This is a genomic window from Pseudomonas inefficax, from assembly GCF_900277125.1.
GTDB classification, from domain to species: domain Bacteria; phylum Pseudomonadota; class Gammaproteobacteria; order Pseudomonadales; family Pseudomonadaceae; genus Aquipseudomonas; species Aquipseudomonas inefficax.
In genome coordinates this window covers 232,425-253,551 of the sequence record NZ_OPYN01000070.1, presented here as the reverse complement: position 1 = coordinate 253,551, position 21,127 = coordinate 232,425, and the positions used below count along the sequence as shown (strand labels likewise).

Here is a 21,127-nt window from a genome sequence, read left to right as displayed (position 1 = left end):
CCGCGCAGGGTCAGTAAGCCATGCTCCAGGTCAGGGTGTAGGTACGCCCGCGCCCCTGGTAGTCATACAGATACGCCGGCCCGTAGGTCGGCGAGTAGAACAGCGTCGCACGCTGCCCCCAGACCGTGCTGTACTGCTTGTCCAGCAGGTTCTGGATGCCGGCGCTGAACGTACCGAAGCCGGTGTCCTGGCTGCCCAGCAGGTCGAAGGTGGTGTAGCCGTCGATCTCGTGGTCGGCATCGTCCTTCAGGCTGAAGGCATGGTTGGCCTGCAGCCGTGCACTGCGGCCATCGCCCTTCCAGCCGACGAACGCGGTAGCCTTGGACAACGAGGCATAGCGGGCATCGCGCTTGATCCAGCCGCCATCGGCATCTTCTTCCTCGGAGCGGGTCAGGTGCAGGGTGCCACCGGCTTCCCAACCCGTCTGGAAGTGCCGGGTCAGCGCGCCTTCGAAACCGAAGTCACGGCTCTTCTGATCTTCCACATTGATGGTCAACGTCTGCGAGTCGACGTTGATGATCTTGTCCGACCAGATGTAGTACAGCGCCGCCTGGGCATCCCAGTCCAGGTCGGCATAGCGCCAGCCCAGTTCCACCTGGCGGCTCTTGATGCCGGCCAGCGGGTTGTCGGCCACGCTCAGCCCGGGCTTGCCGTAGTACTTGGCCGGATCAGGCAGGTCGAAGCCTTCGCCGTAGTTGGTCCATACCTGGTGGCCATTCTTGAAGTCGTAGATGGCACCGACGTTGAACAGGTTGACCTGGTAATCGTTGCTACCGCCCGGCACGCCCTTGAAGTCGCTGACGTCCACATCCATCTGCTGGCGCCGGGCGCCGCCGGACAGGGTCAGGTTATCGGTGGCATGCCAGTCCAGCTGGGCGTACACCGACACGCCATCGACCCGGTAGCTGGGGTAGCGTGCGGCCTTGCTGTCCTTTTCCAGCTCCAGGCCACCCGACTCGGACGAGGTCTGGGCATTGAAAGTGGTCTGCTCGGCGTTGAAGCGCTCGCGGTCCAGGTCGACGCCGTAGGTCAGCTTCAGCGCGTCCCACTGCTTGGCGAACAGGCCCTTGAGGCTGGTGACTTCGAAATTCTGCTGCGAGGCGGCGAAGTACACCCCGCGCGAGCCGGTGGGCGTGGCGCGGTTGTAGTACGGGAACGGGTAGAAATTGTCGTCTTCCTTGCGATACGAAGCCTGCAGGTAGAAATCCTGGCCCAGCACGTCGGTGTGGTGGTAGTTGGCGTTCAGCAGCAGGCGCCGGGTGCGCGGCTCCAGGTCCGACGAGTAGCCACTGCGCAGTTCGGCATCTTCCAGGTCGGATGGAGCGTTGTATTTCAGGTTGGGGAAGTAGATGCCAGTGCTGCCGTGGTTGCCCGAGTCATAGTACTGGGCCAACAGGTCCAGGCTCTGCTGGTCGTTCAGTTGCATCCCCAAGGTGCCGAGCACGTCGATGGTGCGGTTGTACTGCAGGTCGGTCTGGGTATTGTCGATGAAGATCTGGTCGCCGGCGCCGTCGTAGAAGGCTTCGTTCTGCTCGCCGGAAACCCCCAGCCGGGCGTTGAACCGCTCGTTGCCACCACTGATCGACTGGGCGAAGCGGGTGGCCAGGTCGTCGCTGTTGTTGAAGCCGCTGCTGGCACCGAGCTGGGTCTCGAAGCGCGCCGGGCCGGGTTCGCCCTTTTTGGTCACGATGTTGATGATGCCGCCGGTGGCGCCGCCACCGTAGATGGCACTGGCGCCAGACAGCACTTCGACGCGTTCGACGTTGAACGGCGAAATGCTGTCGAACTGGCGTGACAGGCCGCGCGAGCTGTTCTGGCTGACCCCGTCGATCATCACCAGCACGTTGCGCCCGCGCATGTTCTGGCCGTAGTTGGTGCGCCCTTCCGGCGCCAGGTCGAGGCCTGGCACCAGCTTGCCGATGGCTTCCTTCAGGCTGACGCCGCTGTCGATCTGCTCGCGCAGCTGTTGCTGGTCGACCACCCACACGGTGCCGGGGATTTCGCTGATCGCGGTGCTGGTGCGCGAGGCCACGCTGACCTCGATCGGCTTGAGGTTGACCGCCTGCGGCGCGGGGTCGACCTTGCGCAGGGTTACCGTGCGGGCATCGCTGAATTGCCAGCTCATGCCGCTGCCGGCCAGCAACTGTTGCAGGGCCTGCTCGATGCTGTAGCTGCCTTGCAAGGCCGGGCTGGCTTGGCCGGCGACATCGCCGGTGGTGTACAGCAGGTGCAGGCCGGCCTGGTCGGCGAACGTGGTCAGGGCCTGGTCCAGCGGCTGGGCCGGCAGGTCGAGCTGGACCTGGCGGGCCTGGGTCTGGGCCTGTTCGGTGGCGGTCGAGGCCAACGCCTGCAGCGGACCGACCAGCATGGCCAGGGCACTGCAGGACATCAGGGCATGGTGAAGCGGACCGCGGCGGCGGTGCAAAGGCTTGAGCATCAGAGGCACGAATGAGCTTCCTGACAAGTCGTAAATGAGAATTGGTTGCTGATCAGTCCCACTACGACGATCTGGCTGGCAGGAACTTGCAGTGCAAGATAAAAAAATTTTTCCTGTGCCGGCCTCTTCGCGGCTGAAGCCGCTCCCACAGGGATCCCCACAGCCTTCCAGACCTGTGCAGTACCTGTAGGAGCGGCTTCAGCCGCGAAGAGGCCGGCACAGGCGAATCAATGAACCACGGCCAACCACGGCAGGTAGGTCACTTTCAGCCCATAGCGCTGCTCAAGGGTGCGCAACAGGGCCTCAGGTTCATCGAGGTCGAACACCCCGCTCACCTCCATCGCCGCCAGCTTGCCATCCGACAGCACGATCCGCCCATACCGATAACGCTCCAGCTCCGCCAGCACCTGCCCCAGCGGCTTGCCGTTGAAGATCAGCTTGCCGCGCTGCCAGGCCATCTGCGTGCCGGCATCGGCCGTTATTGCCAGTTCATGCGCGCCAACCTTGGCTTCGCCACGAGCCAATACCACGCTGCCATCGCGACGCACGCTGAAGGTGGCCGCGCTCCCCTGCACCCGCTCACCAGCCGTATCGACCACAAAGGGCCGTGAATCATCGGAGGTCTCGAACAAGGCCTCACCAGCCTCCAGCACCACCCGCCGCTCATCGTCGCTGAACTCCACGCTCAGGGCACTGGCACTGTTCAGCGTCACCCGGGTGCCATCGGCCAGGGTTATCACCTGTCGCTCACCCACTCCGGTGTAGTAATCCGCCAGCAGCATTGGCGCCTGCTGCCAACCCGCCACCGCAACGGCCAACACCAGTGCAGCCGCCACCCCAGCCTGTTTCAGCCAGTTACGGCAATGGCGCAGGGCCTGGCCGATGTATTTTGCCACCATGCTTTCGGAAACCCCCAGGCGTTGCGCGATCTGCGCCTGGGTCAGGCCGTCGACGCGGTTGAGCAACAGTGCCTGGCGGGCATTGTCGGACAGCTGCAGCAGCGCCTGGTCGAGGATCTGCAAGCGCTCCCGGGCCAGCAAGGCCGCCTCGGGGGCCGGTGCCGGGCAGGCGACCTCACCTGCCCGCTCGCTGTCGTCGTGGCTAGCGGCAATGCGCTGCTCGCGGCGCAAGGCATCGATCGCCAGGTTGCCGGCCACACGGAAGATGAAACTGCGCGCGTGCAACACCGGCACCGCCTGCTGGTCGATGCTCACCAGCCTGAGGTAGGTTTCCTGCGCGACGTCGGCAGCGCGCTGGCGGTCGCTCATGCGCCGGGTCAGGAACTGCAGCAGGTCGTCGTAGTGCTCCTGGAAACTTGCCAGCAAGCCCGGCGCGGTAGGGGTCAGCATGGGTTTGGGAACGGCCAGTAGGAGAAGTTATCGGGCGTTAATGAGAAACAGTATCTTTCATCTGGAAGGAGACTTTCAACGCCGACGCGTATTTGCCACACTGCCCATTCGCCCAAACTTGCAAGGTCGCTCCCCATGGCTGCCCGTCTGCACCGCTACGCCCGCCTGTTTCTGGTCCTGCTGCTGGCCTTCGGCCTGGGGGGCTGTGCGCTGTTCCAGGCCCGCGACCCGGTCAATATCAGCGTGATCGGTATCGAGCCGCTGCCCGGGCAGGAGCTGGAACTGCGCATGGCGGTGAAGATGCGGGTACAAAACCCCAACGAGGCGCCGATCGACTACAACGGCATCGCCCTCAACCTGGAAGTGAACGGCCAGCCTCTGGCTGCCGGGGTCAGCGACCAGCAGGGGCACATCGGCCGTTATGGCGAGGCAGTGGTCGTGGTGCCAGTGAGCATCACGGCGTTTTCCTTCCTGCGCCAGGCCTATGGGCTGGGCCAGGCGGGCTCGTTGCAGGGCCTGCCCTATGTGCTGCGCGGCAAGCTGGCCGGCGGGCTGCTGGGGACCGTGCGCTTTACCGACGAGGGCAAGCTGGACCTGCCCAAGGGCGTCTACTGGTAAGCGCCCGGCAGAGTGAGATCAGCGGTTGGCGCTGGCTGCGGCCATCAGCTTGTTGACTTCGCTGCGCACCATGTTGGCGTATTCGGGCGGCGACATGCCATCCAGCTCGGCACGCACCCACTCGGCCCATTTGCCTTTGCGCCGTGGTTTTTCGGCGATCAGCCGCGCCGCTTCGCCCTTGGCCTTGCCCAGGTTGTTCTGCCACAGTTCGAACAGCCGGGCCTTCTCTGCCTCGATCTGCGCCCGTTCCTCGAAGCTCATGTTGGCCAGATTGAAACTCATGAAGGTACCTGCAAGTTTGAAAATGGCCGCTATCTTACACCCAGGTATTGCAACAGCCCAAAGCCGCCGCAACTTTCCCGACGCGTCGGCATCCATTGTTCAAGCCACACCATCGACGAGGACGAGTTCATGGCCCGGAAAAACGCCGCGCTGGCCGACAGCGATCAGATCAAGGACCAGGTATTCAGCGAACTGCAGGCGCTGATCGAAGAATCGGAAAAGCTGCTGAACGACAGCGCCGCCCTGGTGGGTGACGAGGCGGAAACCCTGCGCGCGCAGGTGAGCCTCAAGCTACGCCAGGCGCGCCAGGCCGCCGACAAGGTGCGCAGCAAGGCGCAACCGGTGATGGACGCTACCCAGGACTACATCGGTGGCCACCCGTGGCAGACCGTGGCCATTTCCGCAGGCCTCGGGCTGGTGGTCGGCCTGCTGCTGGGCCGCCGTCACTGACACCTGGGCCGCCTGGCGCTAGTCAGGCGGCCTGCGCCATCGGGATACCGCTGTGGAAGCGCAGCTCCTGGTCCGGTGACTGGATCAGTTCCACCTCTGCTGCGCGCACCAGTTCCACCCGGTGGGCGATATCGGCCTCTTCACCGTAGTTGTGCGCCAGTTTCAGGTAACCCTGGTAGTGGCGCGCTTCGCTCTTCAGCAGGCCGTGGTAGAAGCGGCCCAGCTCCTCGTCCAGGTGCGGTACCAGCGCGGCAAAGCGCTCGCAGCTGCGCGCCTCGATGAACGCCCCCACCACCAGCGTATCCACCAGCTTGACCGGCTCGTGGGCGCGCACCAGCCGCCGCAGCCCCGACGCATAACGCCCCGCCGACACCGGGCGCAGCGGCACGCCACGACGCTTCATCAGGCGCAGCACCTGCTCGTGGTGCACCAGCTCCTCGCGGGCAAGGCGCGACATCATGTTGATCAGGTCGAGGTGGGTGTTGTACTTGGCGATCAGGCTCAGGGCGGTGCTGGCAGCCTTGAATTCGCAGTTCTTGTGGTCAATCAGCAGGGTTTCCTGGTCGGCGAGCGCCGCTTCGATCCAGGCGTCTGGTGTCGGGCAACCAAGAAAGGCGTCGATTTCGGGGATCAGGGACATGAGCGTGCAACCACACAGGACAGGCAGGGCCGGCGATTATACCGGCGGCGGCGGGCGGCGCCAGTGACTATGCTTGATGTACATCAAGCGCCAGCGGGGGAAGCGCCGACTATAGTCAGGCATTGGTCGCCACCTTTGAAGGGAGTTAACGCCCATGCAAGCCGTCCGCAGCATCCTCGTCGTCCTCGACCCCGAGCACGCCCACAGCCGGGCGCTGACCCGGGCCAAGCTGATCGCCGGCCTCACCGGCGCCCGCCTGCACCTGCTGATGTGCGACAAACGGCATGACCACAGCGCGCTGCTGAGCCTGCTGAGCAGCCAGCTGCATGATGACGGGTATGACAACGTCACCCATGAAGAGGCTTGGCGCGACAACCTGCACGACACCATCATCTACGTGCAGCAGGCCGAGGGCTGCGAGCTGGTGATCAAGGAACACCGCCCGGACAACCCACTGAAAAAGGCCCTGCTCACCCCCAGCGACTATAAGCTGCTGCGCCAGTGCCCGTGTGCCGTGCTGATGGTCAAGAGCGAGCGGCCGTGGACCGGCGGCAAGGTCCTGGCCGCGGTGGATGTGGGCAACCAGGACGAGGACCACCGCCGCCTGCATGCCAGCATCATCGACCATGGTTTCGAGATTGCCAAACTGGCCAAGGGTGAGTTGCACGTTATCAGCGCCCATCCGTCGCCGATGCTCTCGGCATCGGACCCGGTGTACCAGCTGAGCGAAACCATCGAAAAGCGCTACCGCGAGGCTTGCAAGGCGTTCCAGGCAGAGTACGACATCAGCGAAGACCGCCTGCATGTGGCCGAAGGGCCGGCAGATGTGCTGATTCCGCATACCGAGAAGAAGCTGGATGCGGTAGTGACGGTGATCGGCACGGTGTGCCGCACGGGGATTTCCGGGGCATTGATTGGTAATACCTCGGAGGTGGTGCTGGATGCGCTGGAGGGGGATGTGCTGGTGCTCAAAAGCGAGGAGGCAATTGCCCACCAGGCGGAACTGGCCCGCGGCTGAGTTTGCCTTCCTCAGGAGGACACATGATTCCTTGAAATGGCAGGGCCCCTGTGGGAGCGGGTTTACCCGCGAAAGCGGCGGTGAGTCCAACGACGCATTCGCGGGTAAACCCGCTCCCACAGAGATTTCTTACAAGAAAAATCTAGGCCAACGCCTCCTGGACCTTCGGGTCCAGCCCCTCCCCTGCATTGGCCTCGATCCATTCCGCCAGCTGCCTGCGCATCGCCGGCGTCCAGAAGCTCTGCAGATGCTGGCGTACCCCTTGCACCGCCAGCGCCCGGTCTGGCTCGCTGTCGAAGTAATGGGCAATCTGGTTGGCCATCTTGACCAGGCTCTCACTGCTCATCGACGCACCTCGGCTTTTTCCGCAATACGGCGCTCCTTCAGCAAGCGCTGCTGCTCGTCACTGAAGTCCTGATAGCGCTTCTGCCACTGCGAAGGCTGGAACACTTTCACCACCTCCACCGCCGTCACCTTGTACTCCGGGCAGTTGGTGGCCCAGTCGGAATTGTCGGTGGTAATCACGTTGGCCCCCGACTCGGGGAAGTGGAACGTGGTGTACACCACCCCCGGCGCCACCCGTGCACTGACCTTGGCGCGCAGCACCGTCTGCCCGGCGCGGCTGCCGATACCGACCCAGTCGCCGTCCTGGATGCCACGGCTCTCGGCATCGGTCGGGTGAATTTCCAGGCGGTCGGCGTCATGCCAGGCAACGTTGCCGGTACGCCGGGTCTGGGCGCCGACGTTGTACTGGCTGAGGATGCGCCCGGTGGTCAGCAGCAGCGGGAAGCGGTTGTTGACCTTCTCCTCGGTGGGCACGTAGCCAGTGAGCATGAAGCGCCCCTTGCCACGTACGAACTGGTCGATGTGCATGGTCGGCGTGCCATCCGGCGCTGCGTCGTTGCACGGCCACTGCAGGCTGCCGTGGCGGTCGATCTCGGCGTAGCTGACACGGTGGAAGGTAGGCGTCAGTCGGGCGATCTCGTCCATGATCTCGGACGGGTGGCGGTAGTTCATCGGGTAACCCAGGGCATTGGCCAGGGCCACGGTCGCCTCCCAGTCGGCCTTGCCGGCCAGCGGCTCCATGACTTTGCGCACCCGCGAAATGCGCCGCTCGGCGTTGGTGAAGGTGCCATCTTTTTCGAGGAACGAGCTGCCCGGCAGGAACACATGGGCGAACTTGGCTGTTTCGTTGAGGAAGATGTCCTGCACCACCACGCACTCCATGGCCAGCAGGGCCGCGGTGACGTGCTGGGTGTTGGGGTCGCTCTGGGCAATGTCCTCGCCCTGGCAGTACAAGGCCTTGAAGCTGCCATCCAGCGCCGCCTCGAACATGTTGGGGATGCGCAGGCCCGGGTCGGGCTGCAGGGTCACGCCCCAGGCACGCTCGAACTCGGCACGCACGCCTTCGTTGGAAATGTGCCGGTAGCCAGGCAGTTCGTGAGGGAACGAGCCCATGTCGCACGAGCCCTGCACGTTGTTCTGCCCGCGCAGCGGGTTCACCCCTACCCCTTCACGGCCAATGTTGCCGGTGGCCATGGCCAGGTTGGCGATGCCCATTACCGCCGTGCTGCCCTGGCTGTGTTCGGTCACGCCCAGGCCGTAGTAGATGGCCGCGTTGCCACCGGTGGCGTAAAGGCGGGCGGCCGCGCGGATCTGCTCGGCGGGTACGCCGCAGACCGGGCCGAGCACTTCGGGGGCGTTTTCCGCCAGGCTGACAAAGTCGCGCCAGCGGGCGAAATCCTCGGTTTCGCAGCGGTCATCGATGAAGCGCTGGGCCAGCAGGCCCTCGGTCACGATCACATGGGCCAGGGCGTTGAGCATGGCCACGTTGGTGCCCGGGCGCAGTTGCAGGTGCAGCTCCGCGCGGGCGTGCGGCGAGTCGACCAGGTCGATCCGGCGGGGGTCGATCACGATCAGCCGCGCGCCCTGGCGCAGGCGGCGCTTGAGCTGCGAGCCGAACACCGGGTGGGCGTCGGTGGGGTTGGCACCGATCACCAGCACCACATCGGCCTGCATCACCGAGTCGAAGCTCTGCGTACCAGCCGATTCACCCAGGGTCTGCTTCAGGCCATAGCCGGTGGGCGAGTGACAAACCCGCGCGCAGGTGTCGACGTTGTTGTTGCCGAACGCCGTGCGCACCAGTTTCTGCACCAGGTACGCTTCTTCGTTGGTGCAGCGGCTGGAGGTGATGCCGCCGATCGAATCACGCCCGTACTTCAGCTGGATGCGGCGGAACTCGCTGGCGGCATAGGTTACCGCCTCGTCCCAGCTGACTTCCTGCCACGGGTCTTCCAGGCGCTTGCGGATCATCGGCTTGGTGATGCGGTCCGGGTGGGTGGCGTAGCCCCAGGCGAAGCGGCCCTTGACGCAGGCATGGCCGTGGTTGGCGCCGCCGTTCTTGTCCGGGACCATGCGCACCAGCTGGTCGCCCTTCATTTCGGCACGGAACGAGCAGCCGACACCGCAGTAGGCGCAGGTGGTGATGACCGCACGCTCGGGTTGGCCCAGCTGCACCAGGCTCTTTTCCGTCAGAGTCGCGGTCGGGCAGGCCTGCACGCAGGCGCCGCACGACACGCACTCGGAGGCGAGGAAGTTTTCCCCACCCGCCGCCGCCACCCGTGATTCGAAGCCGCGCCCGGTGATGGTCAGGGCGAAGGTGCCCTGGATGTCCTCGCAGGCACGCACGCAGCGGCTGCAGACGATGCACTTGCTTGGCTCGTAGTCGAAATACGGGTTGGATACGTCCTTCTTCTCGGCCAGGTGGTTGGCACCGTCATAGCCGTAGCGAACCTCGCGCAGGCCCACCTGGCCGGCCACGGTCTGCAGCTCGCAGTTGCCGTTGGCCGAACAGGTCAGGCAGTCCAGCGGGTGGTCGGAGATATACAGCTCCATTACGTTGCGGCGCAAACCGGCCAGGCGCGGGGTTTCGGTGCGCACCACCATGCCTTCGCTGACCGGGGTGGTGCAGGAGGCCGGGTAACCGCGCATGCCTTCGATTTCCACCATGCACATGCGGCAAGAGCCGAAGGCTTCGAGGCTGTCGGTGGCGCACAGTTTGGGGATGCTGGTGCCGAGCATGGCCGCGGCGCGCATCACCGAGGTACCGGCGGGCACAGTGATGGCACGGCCATCGATGCTCAGGCTGACCTGTACCTCGCTGTCACGGGCCGGGGTGCCGAGGTCGCTGCTTTTATCAGAAGCGGGGTCGAAGAAATTGATCACTGCGCGGCCTCCGTGTGGGTCAGCCCGAAATCGGCGGGGAAGTACTTCAACGCGCTGGCCACCGGATAGGCGGTCATGCCGCCCATGGCGCACAGCGAGCCGTATTGCATGGTGTCGCACAGGTCGCGCAGTAACAGGGCTTGGTCATGCCGCTCGGTCATGTCGCTGGTGGCGATCAACCGGTCGACCACTTCCATGCCACGGGTCGAGCCGATGCGGCACGGGGTGCATTTGCCACAGGACTCCTCGGCACAGAACTGCAAGGCGAAACGCGCCATGCTGGCCATGTTCAGGGTGTCATCGGCCACTACCACACCACCATGGCCGAGCATCGCGCCCATGGCGGCGAAGGCTTCATAGTCCAGCGGCGTGTCGAAGTGGCTTGGCGGTACCCAGGCACCCAGTGGGCCACCAACCTGCGCAGCCTTCAGCGGCCGGCCGCTGGCCGTGCCGCCGCCATAGCCTTCCACCAACTCACGCAGGGTCAGGCCAAAGGCGCGCTCCACCAAGCCGCCCTGACGGATGTTGCCGGCCAGCTGGAACGGCATGGTGCCCAGCGAGCGGCCCATGCCGAAGTCGCGGTAGAACGCCGCGCCCTTGGCCATGATGATGGGAACCGAGGCCAGGGTGAGCACGTTGTGCACCAGCGTCGGCAGACCGAACAGGCCCTGCAGCGCAGGCAGCGGAGGCTTGGCACGGACGATGCCGCGCTTGCCTTCGATGGATTCGAGCAGCGCGGTTTCTTCGCCGCAGATATAGGCGCCGGCGCCGACCCGCACTTCCAGGTCGAAGGCCTGGCCGCTGCCGGCCACGTCGCTGCCGAGGTAGCCGGCGTCACGGGCAATGGCGAAGGCCTGGTCGAGCACCCGGATGGCGTCTGGGTATTCCGAACGCACATAGATGTAGCCCTTGTCGGCACCCACGGCGAGGCCGGCAATGATCATGCCCTCGATCAGCAGGAACGGGTCGCCTTCCATCAGCATGCGGTCGGCAAAGGTACCGGAGTCACCCTCGTCGGCGTTGCATACCACGTATTTCTGCCCGGCTCCGGCGTCACGCACGGTGCGCCACTTGATGCCGGCCGGGAACGCCGCACCGCCGCGGCCGCGCAAGCCGGAATCGAGCACGGCGGCGACCAACTCGGCGCCGTCCATGGCCACGGCCGCTTCGAGGCCGGCGAAACCGCCATGGGCGCGGTAGTCGTCCAGCGACAATGGGCGGGTGATGCCGGCGCGGGCGAACAGCAGGCGCTGCTGGGTCTTGAGATAAGGGAGGTCCTCGACCGGCCCCAGCGCCAACGAGTGGCCATCGGCTTCACTGGCGAGGGCGTCGAGCAATGACGGCACGTCTTCCGGGGTGACCGGGCCGAAACCCAGGCGCCCTTGCGTGCTGTCGCATTCCAGCAATGGCTCCAGCCAGTACAGCCCGCGGGAGCTGGTGCGCTGGATGTCCAGCGGCAGCTGGCGGCGCTCGGCCTCACGCTGCAAGGCATCGGCGACCTGGTCGGCGCCCACGGCGCGGGCTACAGAGTCGCAGGGGATATACAGCTTCAGCATGCTGCGTCCTCCTGGCAGGCGTTGATCAGCACGCGCAGGCGCTCAGGGGTAAGGCGCGCATGCACCTGGCCGTCCAGTTCCAGCGCTGGCGAGCAGGCACAGGCACCCAGGCAGTACACCGGGCGCAGGCTGATGGCGCCGTCGGCGCTGGTGCCATGGTCGTCCAGCGCCAGCTGTTCGCGCAGTTGCGCGGCCAGCGCCTCGGCGCCCCGGCTCTGGCACGACTCGGCACGGCACAGGCGCAGGGTGTGGCGCGCCGGTGGCGTGGTGCGGAAATCGTGGTAGAAGCTGATCACCCCACGCACCTCGGCCAGGCTGAGGTTCAGGGCATGGGCAATTTCGTCGACAGCGGCATCGGGGATGTAGCCGATGTCGTGCTGGATGGCATGCAGGATCGGCAACAGCGCGCCGGGGGTATCCTTGTCACGGGCCAGAATGCGGTGGATCACAGGCAGGTGGAGCAATTCATCAGGCATACAGCGGACCTCGGCATCACGGACCCTGCCTGAATTGTTGTGAGGGCAGGTATCCGGCGTGTTCTGCTGCGGCGCGCCGGCCACGTCACGGTTGCGTGGTGCCAGCGGCCTCCTTGCCTGCGGCCGCACGTCTGCGCGCACTGGTCCGAGGCATCCTGCAAGCATGGCACTTGTGGCGCCCGGGGATTGCGTGCGAACGACCAGGCGCATCCTGAAACCGACGCGGGTTGTTTCTGACCTTATGCAGTCTGCTGTGCTGTGGCTTAGAAAACTGAATGCGCAAGCGGTCCGCGTACCCTGTGGGAGCGGGCGCGCCCGCGAAGAATCCAACGCGGTACATGGCACCGGCTGCGCCGGTGTTCGCGGCTAAAGCCGCTCCCACAGGGTGCTCCGGCAGCCCAAGGAATGCGCCATACCTGTGGGAGCGGGCGCGCCCGCGAAGAATCCAACGCGGTGCATGGCACCGGCTACGCCGGTGTTCGCGGGCATGCCCGCTCCCACGGGGTGCTCCGGCAGCCCAAGGCAAGGTGCCGAGCCCGCCCTGCGCCCGGCTTCAGGCCACAGCCTTGTCCACGCTGCGCCTGGCCTCCAGTTCACGCACCAGCTGCAGCACATGTTCGCCGAAGTACGCTTTGTCGGCGATGTTGGCTGCATGCGGTCGAACAAGCTGCTGGAACGCTGTTGCCTGCACAACATCGCCGCCCCGGGGCCTGGGTCAGGGTGTCTTCCAGTTGACCAACGGCTCGATATCGCGGCGGCGGGGCTCTCATGGAGCAGCACATAACTCATTGCATTAGCAGGGCCGCTGTGGGAGCGGCTTTAGCCGCGAACACCGGCGCAGCCGGTGCCATGACCGCGTTGGATTCTTCGCGGCTAAAGCCGCTCCCACAGGGTACGCGGACCGCTTGCGAATTCCGTTATCTACGCGACAGCACAGCCACTCCCGCCCCCCCGACCAAGCTTGTTCAGGGAAAAAGCTGCTAGCTACCAGGCATCTTGGCCGTGGTTGGCCTTGGTGGAGTGAGCGTGTGCTCGACCTATTGGACCGATTCGGGCTCCAATGATGCAGGCTTGAAGCCCAGGCTTCGCATTAGATCACGTGCCGCTTCGAAGAACATGAGCTTGAGGCTTTCGGCATATTCCTCCGTCAAACGGCTCGCAGGCCCTGAAATTACAAGGGCTCCCATCAGTTCCTGTTGCGCTCCGTAGATGGGCAGTGCCATTGAAGCCGCATGCGGGTCGGTGGCTCCCTTCGAGTAGAAAGGTTTCTGCAATGCAATGCCGACTTGATAAGGCGCGCGCAAGGCCTGTGCCCCTGCTGCTTCATCCATCGGACGCATGTCTCCGGGTTGAAGATTGAGGCGAAGTCGATGGGAAGAGTTAACACGGTACTGACACATCCGATATGCACCGTGACGCACATAGAAGGAGGCGGTCTCACCTGACTTTTCAGCCAAATCATGCAAACGTGGCATCACATGCCTTTCGAGGTCCAGCGCCTCTTGATAGACCGTGTTCAACCGCATGACTTCGCTGGCTAGCTGATAACGCCCGTCAGCCATGCGCGTGATGAAGCCATGATTTTCCAGAGACACCATCAAGCGCATGATCGTGCTTTTGATGAGGCCGGTACGTTCAACCAGCTGAACCAGGCTCAGCGCAGAGTCGCCTATCTGAAACGCGGTCAGCACGGTCAAAACACGGTCTGCCGATGCCACACCATTTACCGCTGGACGCGGCCGCGCTTTCACCATTTGCAAAACCTCACAGGATCGAAGCCCTCAATCTGTACGCAAGGGCGGAAAAACCTCATTATCCGACAACGGTCGGCCCCCGCCAACGTAGCATGCGCTGTGTGTGCCAGGAAAAAAAAGCCAGCAGGGCAATATATTTGCGCCTGCTGGCTAGAGGTTGATCGCAATCGTATGGGCAAATATCCACTGGCCTGGCAATCAGCGAACTTTACAGCCGATGCGGCTCCCGTTCGCTGGACTGGTCGATGCTCAGAACAGCGGCAGGGTGTAGTTGATGATCAGGCGGTTCTGGTCACCATTACGCGCTGCCTCGCTGTGCGATTTGCCGTTGCGCCAGGCCACGCCAAGCCCTTTGAACGTGCCGCCCTGGATCACGTAGTCCAGTGAGAAGTCTCGCTCCCACTCCGACTGTTCGGCGCCTCCGGCTGCCTGGATGTGGTCGCCTTTCAAATAGATCACCGAAGCCTTCAGCCCAGGAATGCCGTTGGCAGCAAAGTCATAGCCGTACTGGGCAAACCCGGTACGCTCACCCGCGCGCGTGAAGCTGAGCAACATCTTGTCGGTCCACAGATACAGGCTGCTGCCACCAGCCCCCTTGTCGATCGAACCCTGGTTGATCTGCACGAAGTTGCTATCATCGGAAACACTCTGATAACCCAGGGTCAGCGAGTGGCCTCGCAAACGATAGGTGAACGCCGCGCTCCACAAGTCATTGTTGATTTCCCCGTCGCTACCTTTGGTGTACCCGCCAACGGTATAGCCCTGGCTACGCCCTGAGCTACTGCCGTTGGCACCGTCCGCACGGGTGCGGAAATAGCGCAGGTCGGTGGTAAACGAGCTGTCATCGGTCAATGCCAGGGTGTGATTGAGGCCAGTGAACTGCTGCAGGTAGTAGTCTTCGAGTTGCCCGGCGTAATACTGCAGCAGCAGCGTATTGGTGGCGCGGTAATCGGCACCGACAAAGTTGAAACGGTCACTCTCCTGAGTGCCGCCGCTTACGGCCATGCCGGTGAGGTCGGTCGAAGCCCGGCCCCTGGCGCGGTTCAGCGCCCCGCCGATGAGCGTGAGGTTATCGATGTCCCTGGTCTGCAATTGCACGCCCTGGAAGGTCTGCGGCAGCAATCGGCCATCAGAGGCCACCAGTACCGGCAACCTGGGCATCAGTTGCCCCACGCGCAGCTCGGTCTGGCTCATCTTCATCTTGGCGGTGGCACCGGCGCTGCTCCAGCGGTCAGCTGCGCCATCGCCATCGGAAGGAATCATGCTACCACCCTGATGCCGCCCTCTGCCGCTGTCCAGCGTAAGGCCCAGCATGGCCGTGGCGTCCACGCCGAAACCAACCACACCGTCGGTATAACCGGAGCGCAGGTCGAGCAGAAAGCCCTGCGCCCACTCCTCGGTTCTGGAGGGCTGCGCCGTGCCGTCGCGGTTATCGCTATTGAAGTAGAAATTGCGCATCGATAAGTTCGCGTGGCTGTCATCGATCAGCTCGGCCTGGGCAGACAAGCCCAGGACGCTGCCGCCTGCTGCCAAGGCAATGCGGCAGATGGAAGGTGAGGATTTCAAGCAAGAGACTCCAAGAGATTTTTGTTATTTTGAAACGCCATTTCTTTATATGGAGGCAGATTAGCGCAACCTCGTCAACAGGCAGTGCGACACTTCACTAAAAATCAGAAATCTCCGCAAAAACAGCTTCACCCTTCGTCTGATTTTGTTTTATTTTGCAACGTCGTTGCATTAAATACATCAAAACAACAATCGGACGCCCAGGCGTCCCCGGCCCTACAGGAGCGCCCATGAGCTTCTTTGCTGCCCCGCCGACCGTGGAGACCACGGTATTCACCCGCCTGCCCGACCGCTTCCGCGACCCGCGCCCGACCGCCTGGGCCAATGCCAACCGCCAGGGCCGTGCCATCGACTCATTTCTCGAAGGTCCATCATTCGATCGTCAAGGCCGCCTTTACGTGACCGACATTCCCAACGGGCGAATTTTCCGCATCTCGCCGCAGGGCGATTGGGAACTGCTGTGTCAGTACGATGGCTGGCCGAACGGTCTGAAGATTCACCAGGATGGACGCATCTTCATCACCGACTACAAGCGCGGGATCATGCTGCTCGACCCAGATACCGGCGCTATCGAAGCGTTGCTGGACTCGGCTGGTTCGGAAGGCTTCAAAGGCGTTAACGATTTGGTGTTCGCACCCAACGGCGACCTGTATTTCACCGACCAGGGCCAGACTGGGCTGCAGGACGCCAGCGGCCGTGTATACAAGCTCGACGCCAGCGGCAACCTGACTTGCCTGCTGGGCACCATCCCCAGCCCCAATGGCATCGTCTACGACCCGCACCTCAATCACCTGCTGGTGGCAGTGACACGCGCGCAACAGATCTGGCGCATCCCGCTGGGCAACGGCTCGATCGTCGGCAAGGTGGGCGTTTTCGCCCAGCTGCATGGCGGGCTGGGCGGGCCCGACGGCCTGGCCCTCGATGCGCAGAGCAACCTGTATATCGCCCAGACCGGGTTCGGCTCGGTATGGAAGCTGTCGAAAGTCGCCGAGCCATTGCAGCGCATCGTCTCCTGCGCAGGCATCAGCAACACCAACCTGGCCTTCGGCGGCAATGACGGGCAGACCCTGTACATCACCGAATCCGAAACCGGCAGCATTCTGCAGGTGCGCACCACTGCGCCTGGGCTGCCAATGTATTCCCATAGCTGAACCAGCCCCCTGTCAGGGCACAAAACAACTACAAAAGAGTGACGACATGACCCAAGAAAACCCTGCTGCCCAGGCGCCGCTCAGCGACGCCGAGGGCGAACGCCTGATGCGCCGCGTGCTGTGGCGCCTGGTGCCGTTCATCTTCATTTGCTACGTGATCAGCTACCTCGACCGCACCAATGTCGGCTTCGCCGCCATCAGCATGAACCAGGACCTGGGCCTTACCGCGACGATGTTCGGCTGGGCAGCCGGCCTGTTCTTCTTCGGCTACTTCATGTTCGAGATCCCCAGCAACCTGCTGATGCAGCGCTTCGGCGCACGGGTGTGGATTGCGCGGATCATGATCACCTGGGGGCTGATCTCCATGGCCACCGCGTTCGCCACCGGGCCAATCAGTTTCAGCATTGCGCGCTTTTTGCTGGGGCTTGCCGAAGCGGTCTTCACGCCTGGCGTATACCTGTACTTCACCTACTGGTTCCCCGGCAAATGGCGGGCGAAAGCTACTGCCGCCTTCCTGCTGGGCATTCCTGCGGCCAACATCGTCGGCTCGCCCTTGTCCGGCTGGCTGATGGAACAACACGGCGTATGGGGCCTGAAGAACTGGCAGTTGCTGCTGGTCACCGAGTCGATGCCGGCCGTGTTGCTTGGCATCGCATGCCTCTTCGTACTGGTCGACACGCCGGCCAAGGCAAAATGGCTCAACCCGCGAGAGAAAGCCTGGCTTGACCAGCGCCTGTCCCAGGAACAACAGGCCATCGGCGCATCTCATGGCAATACGCTGCGCGCCGCCTTGACCAACCCCAAGGTGTTCACCCTGGCGGCCATCAACTTTTGCTGCATCGTCGGCTCGATTGGCATAGGCATGTGGCTGCCGCAGATCATCAAAGGCCTGGGCATCGATAGCGGCGTGGTTGGCCTGGTGGTCGCCCTGCCCTACCTGCTCGGGGCGCTGGCAATGACGATGTGGGCACGGCTGGCCAACCGTAGCCGTCACCGCCTGCCCTATGTGGTCAGTGCATTGGCATTGGCCGCCGTGGCCCTGGTGGCCGCCGCCCTGCTTGACCAACCGGTGTTGAAGATCGCCAGCCTGTGCGTGGCGGTGGCAAGCATCCTGTCATTCCAGGCCACGTTCTGGGCGATACCTTCGACCTTCCTGACCGGTCGCGCCGCCGCTGGCGGCCTGGCGATGATCGTCTCGATCGGCAACCTGGGCGGCTTCACAGGCCCGTTCCTGATCGGCCTGATCAAGGACGCCACTCATAGCTTCAGCATGCCGTTCTTTGCCGTTGCATCGATCCTGCTGGTCGGCACCTGCCTGATGCTTTGGCTGGGCGACCCCGCCAAGCAGCAGACGCCTCACGGCCAAGGCCAGACAATCTGACCGCTCAGCTGCGACGACGCATGCCGTATTGACCCAACAGCCCGATCACCAGAAACCCGCCGGCGACACCCAAGGTCGCCGGCGCTCCCCAGCGGGCCGCGACCAACCCCGCCGCCATGCCGCCCAAAGCTTCGAAGCCGAAGCGCATGGCAATATAGAAAGCGATCACCCGGCCACGCAAATGGCTGGGTGCGCCACTTTGCAGCTGCATGTTGGTACTGACATTGCTCAGGGTGATGCCGAAACCCAGAACGCCCAGCGCCAGCAACGCCAGTGGCAGCGCACCTGCCATCCACAAACCGATCAGCGCAACCGCGCATAGCAGTGCTCCAGCATCGGTGAACTGGCGCAGGCGAGGCAATGCACCGCCAACCGCCAGCACCAGCGTGGCCACGAACGCGCCCGCGCCTGCCGCCCCCCACAACCAGCCAAGCACCCGCGCATCGCCAGCGAACACGGCCCTGGCCAGGATCGGCAGCAGTGCCGCGTAGCAGGATGCCAACAAGTTGACCATGATCACGTTGACCAGCAGCTGGCGAACGTAGCGCGTTTGCCACAGATACAACAGCCCTTCGCGAAACACTTGCGCGGTTGAGCCACTGGCCTTCGGGCCGGCGATGCCGCGCACTTTCAGCAAGCCACCCAGCAAGGCCATGAAAGCCAGGGCAGTAAGGGCGAAGCAGGCCGCCTCGCCGGCCAGGGCAATGAGCCCGCCGGCCAATGGTGGGCCAACGAACCGTGCAGCATTGATCAACATGGCATTGAGCACCAGCGCGTTCGGCAGGTCGGCCGGGTCGTCGACAAAACTGCCGATCAGCGCTTGGCGCAGAGGGGTTTCCAAGGCATTGAGCAAGCCAAGCAACAGTGCCATGGCAGCAATGAACGGGCCATCGACCCAGTTACGCCAGGTTGCAATCGCCAGCACGAGCGACTGCGCGATCAGGATAAGTTGCACGATGATCAGCAACCGGCGTTTGTCATGCCGATCGATCCAGGCTCCCGCCAACGGGCCGATGAGCAATTGCGGCGCGAGCGAAAGGAAGGTGATCAGCCCCAGCAGTACGGCAGACCCGGTCAGATGATAGGCCAGCCAGGCCAGTGCAACCTGCTGAACCCACTTGCCCAGGGTGGAAACACCCTGGCCGGCGAAATAGATCTGAAAGTTGCGATGAGCGAGCGCCCGCACGGCGGCAGGCCAACGTTTGCGATGCGGTGACGATGTATCGGACAAGTCTGCGAATCCTCAATAGAACCCGCGACCGACACCAACCCAACAGCCGCTGCACACCCCATCGCAAGGTGCGCAGCGCATGCTGGATCAGCCTGGCAGCAGGCAGCCTTTCTTCTTCAAGGACTCCAGGACCCAGGAACGGTCGTTGGTGCCTTGGGCAATGTGTTCCATCTGTGCGGTTTCGGCAGTGTGCTTGGCGGTGGCGCGAGCATACACCTCAGCGACGTGGTCGTAAGGCACGCACAGCAGGCCATCGTCATCACCGATCACCAGGTCGCCAGGCTCGATCACCATACCATCAATGGCAATCGGCACGTTGATCTCGCCCGGGCCGTCCTTGTATGGGCCACGGTGCGAAACGCCAGCAGCGAACAACGGGAAGTCACCCGCGCCGATGTTGGCTGCATCGCGAATGGCGCCGTTGATGACGATACCGGCCACACCACGCTTGATCGCGTAAGCCACCATCATTTCACCGATCAGGGCGTTGGTCAGATCACCACCGGCATCGACCACGATCACATCGCCCGGCTGAGCGATATCGATCGCGTAATGCAGCATGAGGTTGTCACCTGGGCGCGCTTTGACTGTCAAGGCCGGGCCGCACAGCACACCTTCGCGATGCATGGGGCGCAGGCGGGCACCACCTGCAGTCATCCGGTTCATCGAATCACTGACGTTGGCAACCGGAACCTCACGATAACGTGCAACCCATTCATCACCGACTTTGCGTGTGCGCTCAAGCACTTGGAAGCCAATGCTCATGTGACATACCTCTCTTGGTTTTATTCGATGTCGCCGGCAACTGCCGAATCTGTTTTTTAGAATGTCATTTCATTAAAATCGTGGCAATGGATTTTTATCGCCTTTTTCTTCCTGATCTCGGCGAGCATATTAATTTTCTTGCAACAGCGTTTCATTATGATAGGGTTTAGCCCATTGCCGCAGATGAGCGGCAGACTGCGCCCGAACCGCCCCCAGACAAGAACAAGGTATCCACGATGTCCCGTACCATTCTGCTGACCGGCCCTGAGCTTGCTGCCGAGGCCATGAACCTTGCCGCCGAACAGGGCGTCAGGATCATCCCCACCGCGCCCTACCTGCCCGCCGAAGAACTGGAAGCCATCATTCGCGCTGAACAGCCCGATGCCATCGTGGTCCGCCAGGGCAAACTGACCCGCGCCATGATCGATGCTTCAGCCAACCTGAAAGTGATCGCCAAGCACGGCGTGGGCTACAACACCATCGATCTCCAGGCCGCCGCCGACCGCAGCATCCCGGTATCGATTGCCCTGGGCGCCAATGCCCAGTCGGTGGCCGAGCTGGCCTTCGCCCTGATGTTCAGCGTGGCACGTCAAACCGCACTGCTGGATGCGCGCATGCGTGACGGGCATTGGGACAAATCCTCGGCCAACGGCATGGAGTTGTCGGGCAAAACCCTGGGGCTTATCGGTCTGGGCTCGATCGGCAGCATCCTCATGGACCTGGTGGCGCCACTGCGGATGAAGGTCAAAGTGTTCGACCCCTACCTCAAGCAACTGCCGGAGCGCCCGCACGTCGAGCGTGAAGAGGATTTCGATCGCCTGCTGGCTGAAAGCGATATCATCAGCCTGCACTGCCCGCTGACCGAGACCAACCACAACCTGATTGGCCCCGCCCAGCTCGAACGCATGCGCCCAGGCGCCATCCTGATCAACACTGCCCGTGGTGAGCTGATCGACACCAACGCCCTGGTAAAAGCGCTCAGCGAACGCCGCATCGCCGGTGCCGGCCTGGATACCTTCAGCCCCGAGCCGCCGCCTGCCGACAGCCCGCTGTGGGGCCTGCCGACACTGGTCGCCACGCCGCATGTCGGTGCCAACACCACCGAAGCCCGCGAACGGGTAGGACTGGTAGCGCTGAAGCAGGTTCTCGATGTGTGGGCGGGCAATGCTCTGGACCCGCGTTGCGTGGTCAACCGCCACCTCTTCGCCAGCTGATCGCACCCCTCGCG

The 21,127-nt window shown here is 63.4% G+C and carries 18 protein-coding genes; 6 read left to right on the top strand and 12 right to left on the bottom strand.

Translation table 11 applies throughout. The features are described from left to right. Positions 1-10 precede the first annotated feature (10 nt). Both JV551A3_RS08850 and JV551A3_RS08845 read right to left on the bottom strand, forming a co-directional pair. On the bottom strand, positions 11-2,437 hold the full coding sequence (locus tag JV551A3_RS08850) for a TonB-dependent receptor (RefSeq protein WP_133970974.1): 2,427 nt from the start codon (positions 2,435-2,437) through the stop codon (positions 11-13). A gap of 227 nt (positions 2,438-2,664) precedes the next feature. Then, on the bottom strand, positions 2,665-3,786 hold the full coding sequence (locus JV551A3_RS08845; RefSeq protein ID WP_133970932.1) for a sigma-70 family RNA polymerase sigma factor: 1,122 nt from the start codon (positions 3,784-3,786) through the stop codon (positions 2,665-2,667). 135 nt (positions 3,787-3,921) lie between these two features. Between JV551A3_RS08845 and JV551A3_RS08840 the strand changes: the two genes are divergently transcribed. Continuing rightward, the gene (locus tag JV551A3_RS08840) at positions 3,922-4,404 is read left to right on the top strand and encodes an LEA/WHy family protein (protein ID WP_133970930.1); all 483 of its coding nucleotides are present in this window, start codon (positions 3,922-3,924) and stop codon (positions 4,402-4,404) included. An 18-nt stretch (positions 4,405-4,422) separates the two neighbouring features. On the opposite strand, the gene JV551A3_RS08835 is transcribed toward JV551A3_RS08840, so the two are convergent. Then, on the bottom strand, positions 4,423-4,686 hold the full coding sequence (locus JV551A3_RS08835; RefSeq protein ID WP_025338356.1) for a hypothetical protein: 264 nt from the start codon (positions 4,684-4,686) through the stop codon (positions 4,423-4,425). A 129-nt stretch (positions 4,687-4,815) separates the two neighbouring features. Between JV551A3_RS08835 and JV551A3_RS08830 the strand changes: the two genes are divergently transcribed. Further along, positions 4,816-5,136, top strand: coding sequence for an ElaB/YgaM/YqjD family protein (locus JV551A3_RS08830; RefSeq protein ID WP_133970928.1), 321 nt, complete (start codon positions 4,816-4,818; stop codon positions 5,134-5,136). A 22-nt stretch (positions 5,137-5,158) separates the two neighbouring features. Here JV551A3_RS08830 and JV551A3_RS08825 read toward each other — a convergent pair whose 3' ends face one another. Further along, positions 5,159-5,776 (bottom strand): MiaE family protein, encoded by a 618-nt coding sequence (locus JV551A3_RS08825; RefSeq protein ID WP_133970926.1) that lies wholly within the window; start codon positions 5,774-5,776, stop codon positions 5,159-5,161. Positions 5,777-5,930: 154 nt separating this feature from the next. Between JV551A3_RS08825 and JV551A3_RS08820 the strand changes: the two genes are divergently transcribed. Continuing rightward, the gene (locus tag JV551A3_RS08820; protein ID WP_133970925.1) at positions 5,931-6,794 is read left to right on the top strand and encodes a universal stress protein; all 864 of its coding nucleotides are present in this window, start codon (positions 5,931-5,933) and stop codon (positions 6,792-6,794) included. A gap of 142 nt (positions 6,795-6,936) precedes the next feature. On the opposite strand, the gene JV551A3_RS08815 is transcribed toward JV551A3_RS08820, so the two are convergent. From JV551A3_RS08815 to JV551A3_RS08785, 6 genes are all read right to left on the bottom strand, one after another. Continuing rightward, complete coding sequence (locus JV551A3_RS08815; protein WP_133970923.1) at positions 6,937-7,140, bottom strand: formate dehydrogenase subunit delta; 204 nt, start codon at positions 7,138-7,140, stop codon at positions 6,937-6,939. Then, complete coding sequence (fdhF, locus tag JV551A3_RS08810; protein ID WP_133970921.1) at positions 7,137-10,019, bottom strand: formate dehydrogenase subunit alpha; 2,883 nt, start codon at positions 10,017-10,019, stop codon at positions 7,137-7,139. The genes JV551A3_RS08815 and fdhF overlap by 4 nt, the downstream gene beginning before the upstream one ends. Next, positions 10,016-11,575, bottom strand: coding sequence for a formate dehydrogenase beta subunit (locus JV551A3_RS08805; protein WP_133970919.1), 1,560 nt, complete (start codon positions 11,573-11,575; stop codon positions 10,016-10,018). Before JV551A3_RS08805 ends, fdhF begins: the two co-directional genes overlap by 4 nt. Next, on the bottom strand, positions 11,569-12,051 hold the full coding sequence (locus JV551A3_RS08800; RefSeq protein ID WP_133970918.1) for a formate dehydrogenase subunit gamma: 483 nt from the start codon (positions 12,049-12,051) through the stop codon (positions 11,569-11,571). Before JV551A3_RS08800 ends, JV551A3_RS08805 begins: the two co-directional genes overlap by 7 nt. Positions 12,052-13,088: 1,037 nt before the next feature. Then, positions 13,089-13,805: an IclR family transcriptional regulator gene (locus tag JV551A3_RS08790; protein ID WP_133970972.1), complete on the bottom strand. Its 717-nt coding sequence runs from the start codon at positions 13,803-13,805 to the stop codon at positions 13,089-13,091. Between the two features lie 249 nt (positions 13,806-14,054). Further along, a complete protein-coding gene (locus JV551A3_RS08785; protein WP_133970916.1) occupies positions 14,055-15,371 on the bottom strand; it encodes an OprD family porin in 1,317 nt (438 codons plus the stop codon). Between the two features lie 230 nt (positions 15,372-15,601). On the opposite strand from JV551A3_RS08785, the gene JV551A3_RS08780 reads away from it, so the two are divergent. Continuing rightward, a complete protein-coding gene (locus JV551A3_RS08780) occupies positions 15,602-16,522 on the top strand; it encodes an SMP-30/gluconolactonase/LRE family protein (protein ID WP_133970915.1) in 921 nt (306 codons plus the stop codon). A 46-nt stretch (positions 16,523-16,568) separates the two neighbouring features. Then, entirely contained in the window at positions 16,569-17,903 is a 1,335-nt protein-coding gene (locus JV551A3_RS08775) for an MFS transporter (protein ID WP_133970914.1), read from the top strand. A 4-nt stretch (positions 17,904-17,907) separates the two neighbouring features. On the opposite strand, the gene JV551A3_RS08770 is transcribed toward JV551A3_RS08775, so the two are convergent. After that, entirely contained in the window at positions 17,908-19,089 is a 1,182-nt protein-coding gene (locus JV551A3_RS08770) for an MFS transporter (protein ID WP_133970970.1), read from the bottom strand. Between the two features lie 132 nt (positions 19,090-19,221). Further along, complete coding sequence (locus tag JV551A3_RS08765) at positions 19,222-19,899, bottom strand: RraA family protein (RefSeq protein ID WP_133970913.1); 678 nt, start codon at positions 19,897-19,899, stop codon at positions 19,222-19,224. Positions 19,900-20,135: 236 nt separating this feature from the next. Here JV551A3_RS08765 and JV551A3_RS08760 point away from each other — a divergent pair, with 236 nt between their 5' ends. Further along, positions 20,136-21,113 carry a hydroxyacid dehydrogenase gene (locus JV551A3_RS08760; RefSeq protein ID WP_133970912.1) on the top strand — a complete coding sequence of 326 codons (978 nt, stop codon included), beginning with the start codon at positions 20,136-20,138 and terminating at the stop codon, positions 21,111-21,113. The last annotated feature ends 14 nt before the right edge of the window (positions 21,114-21,127 follow it).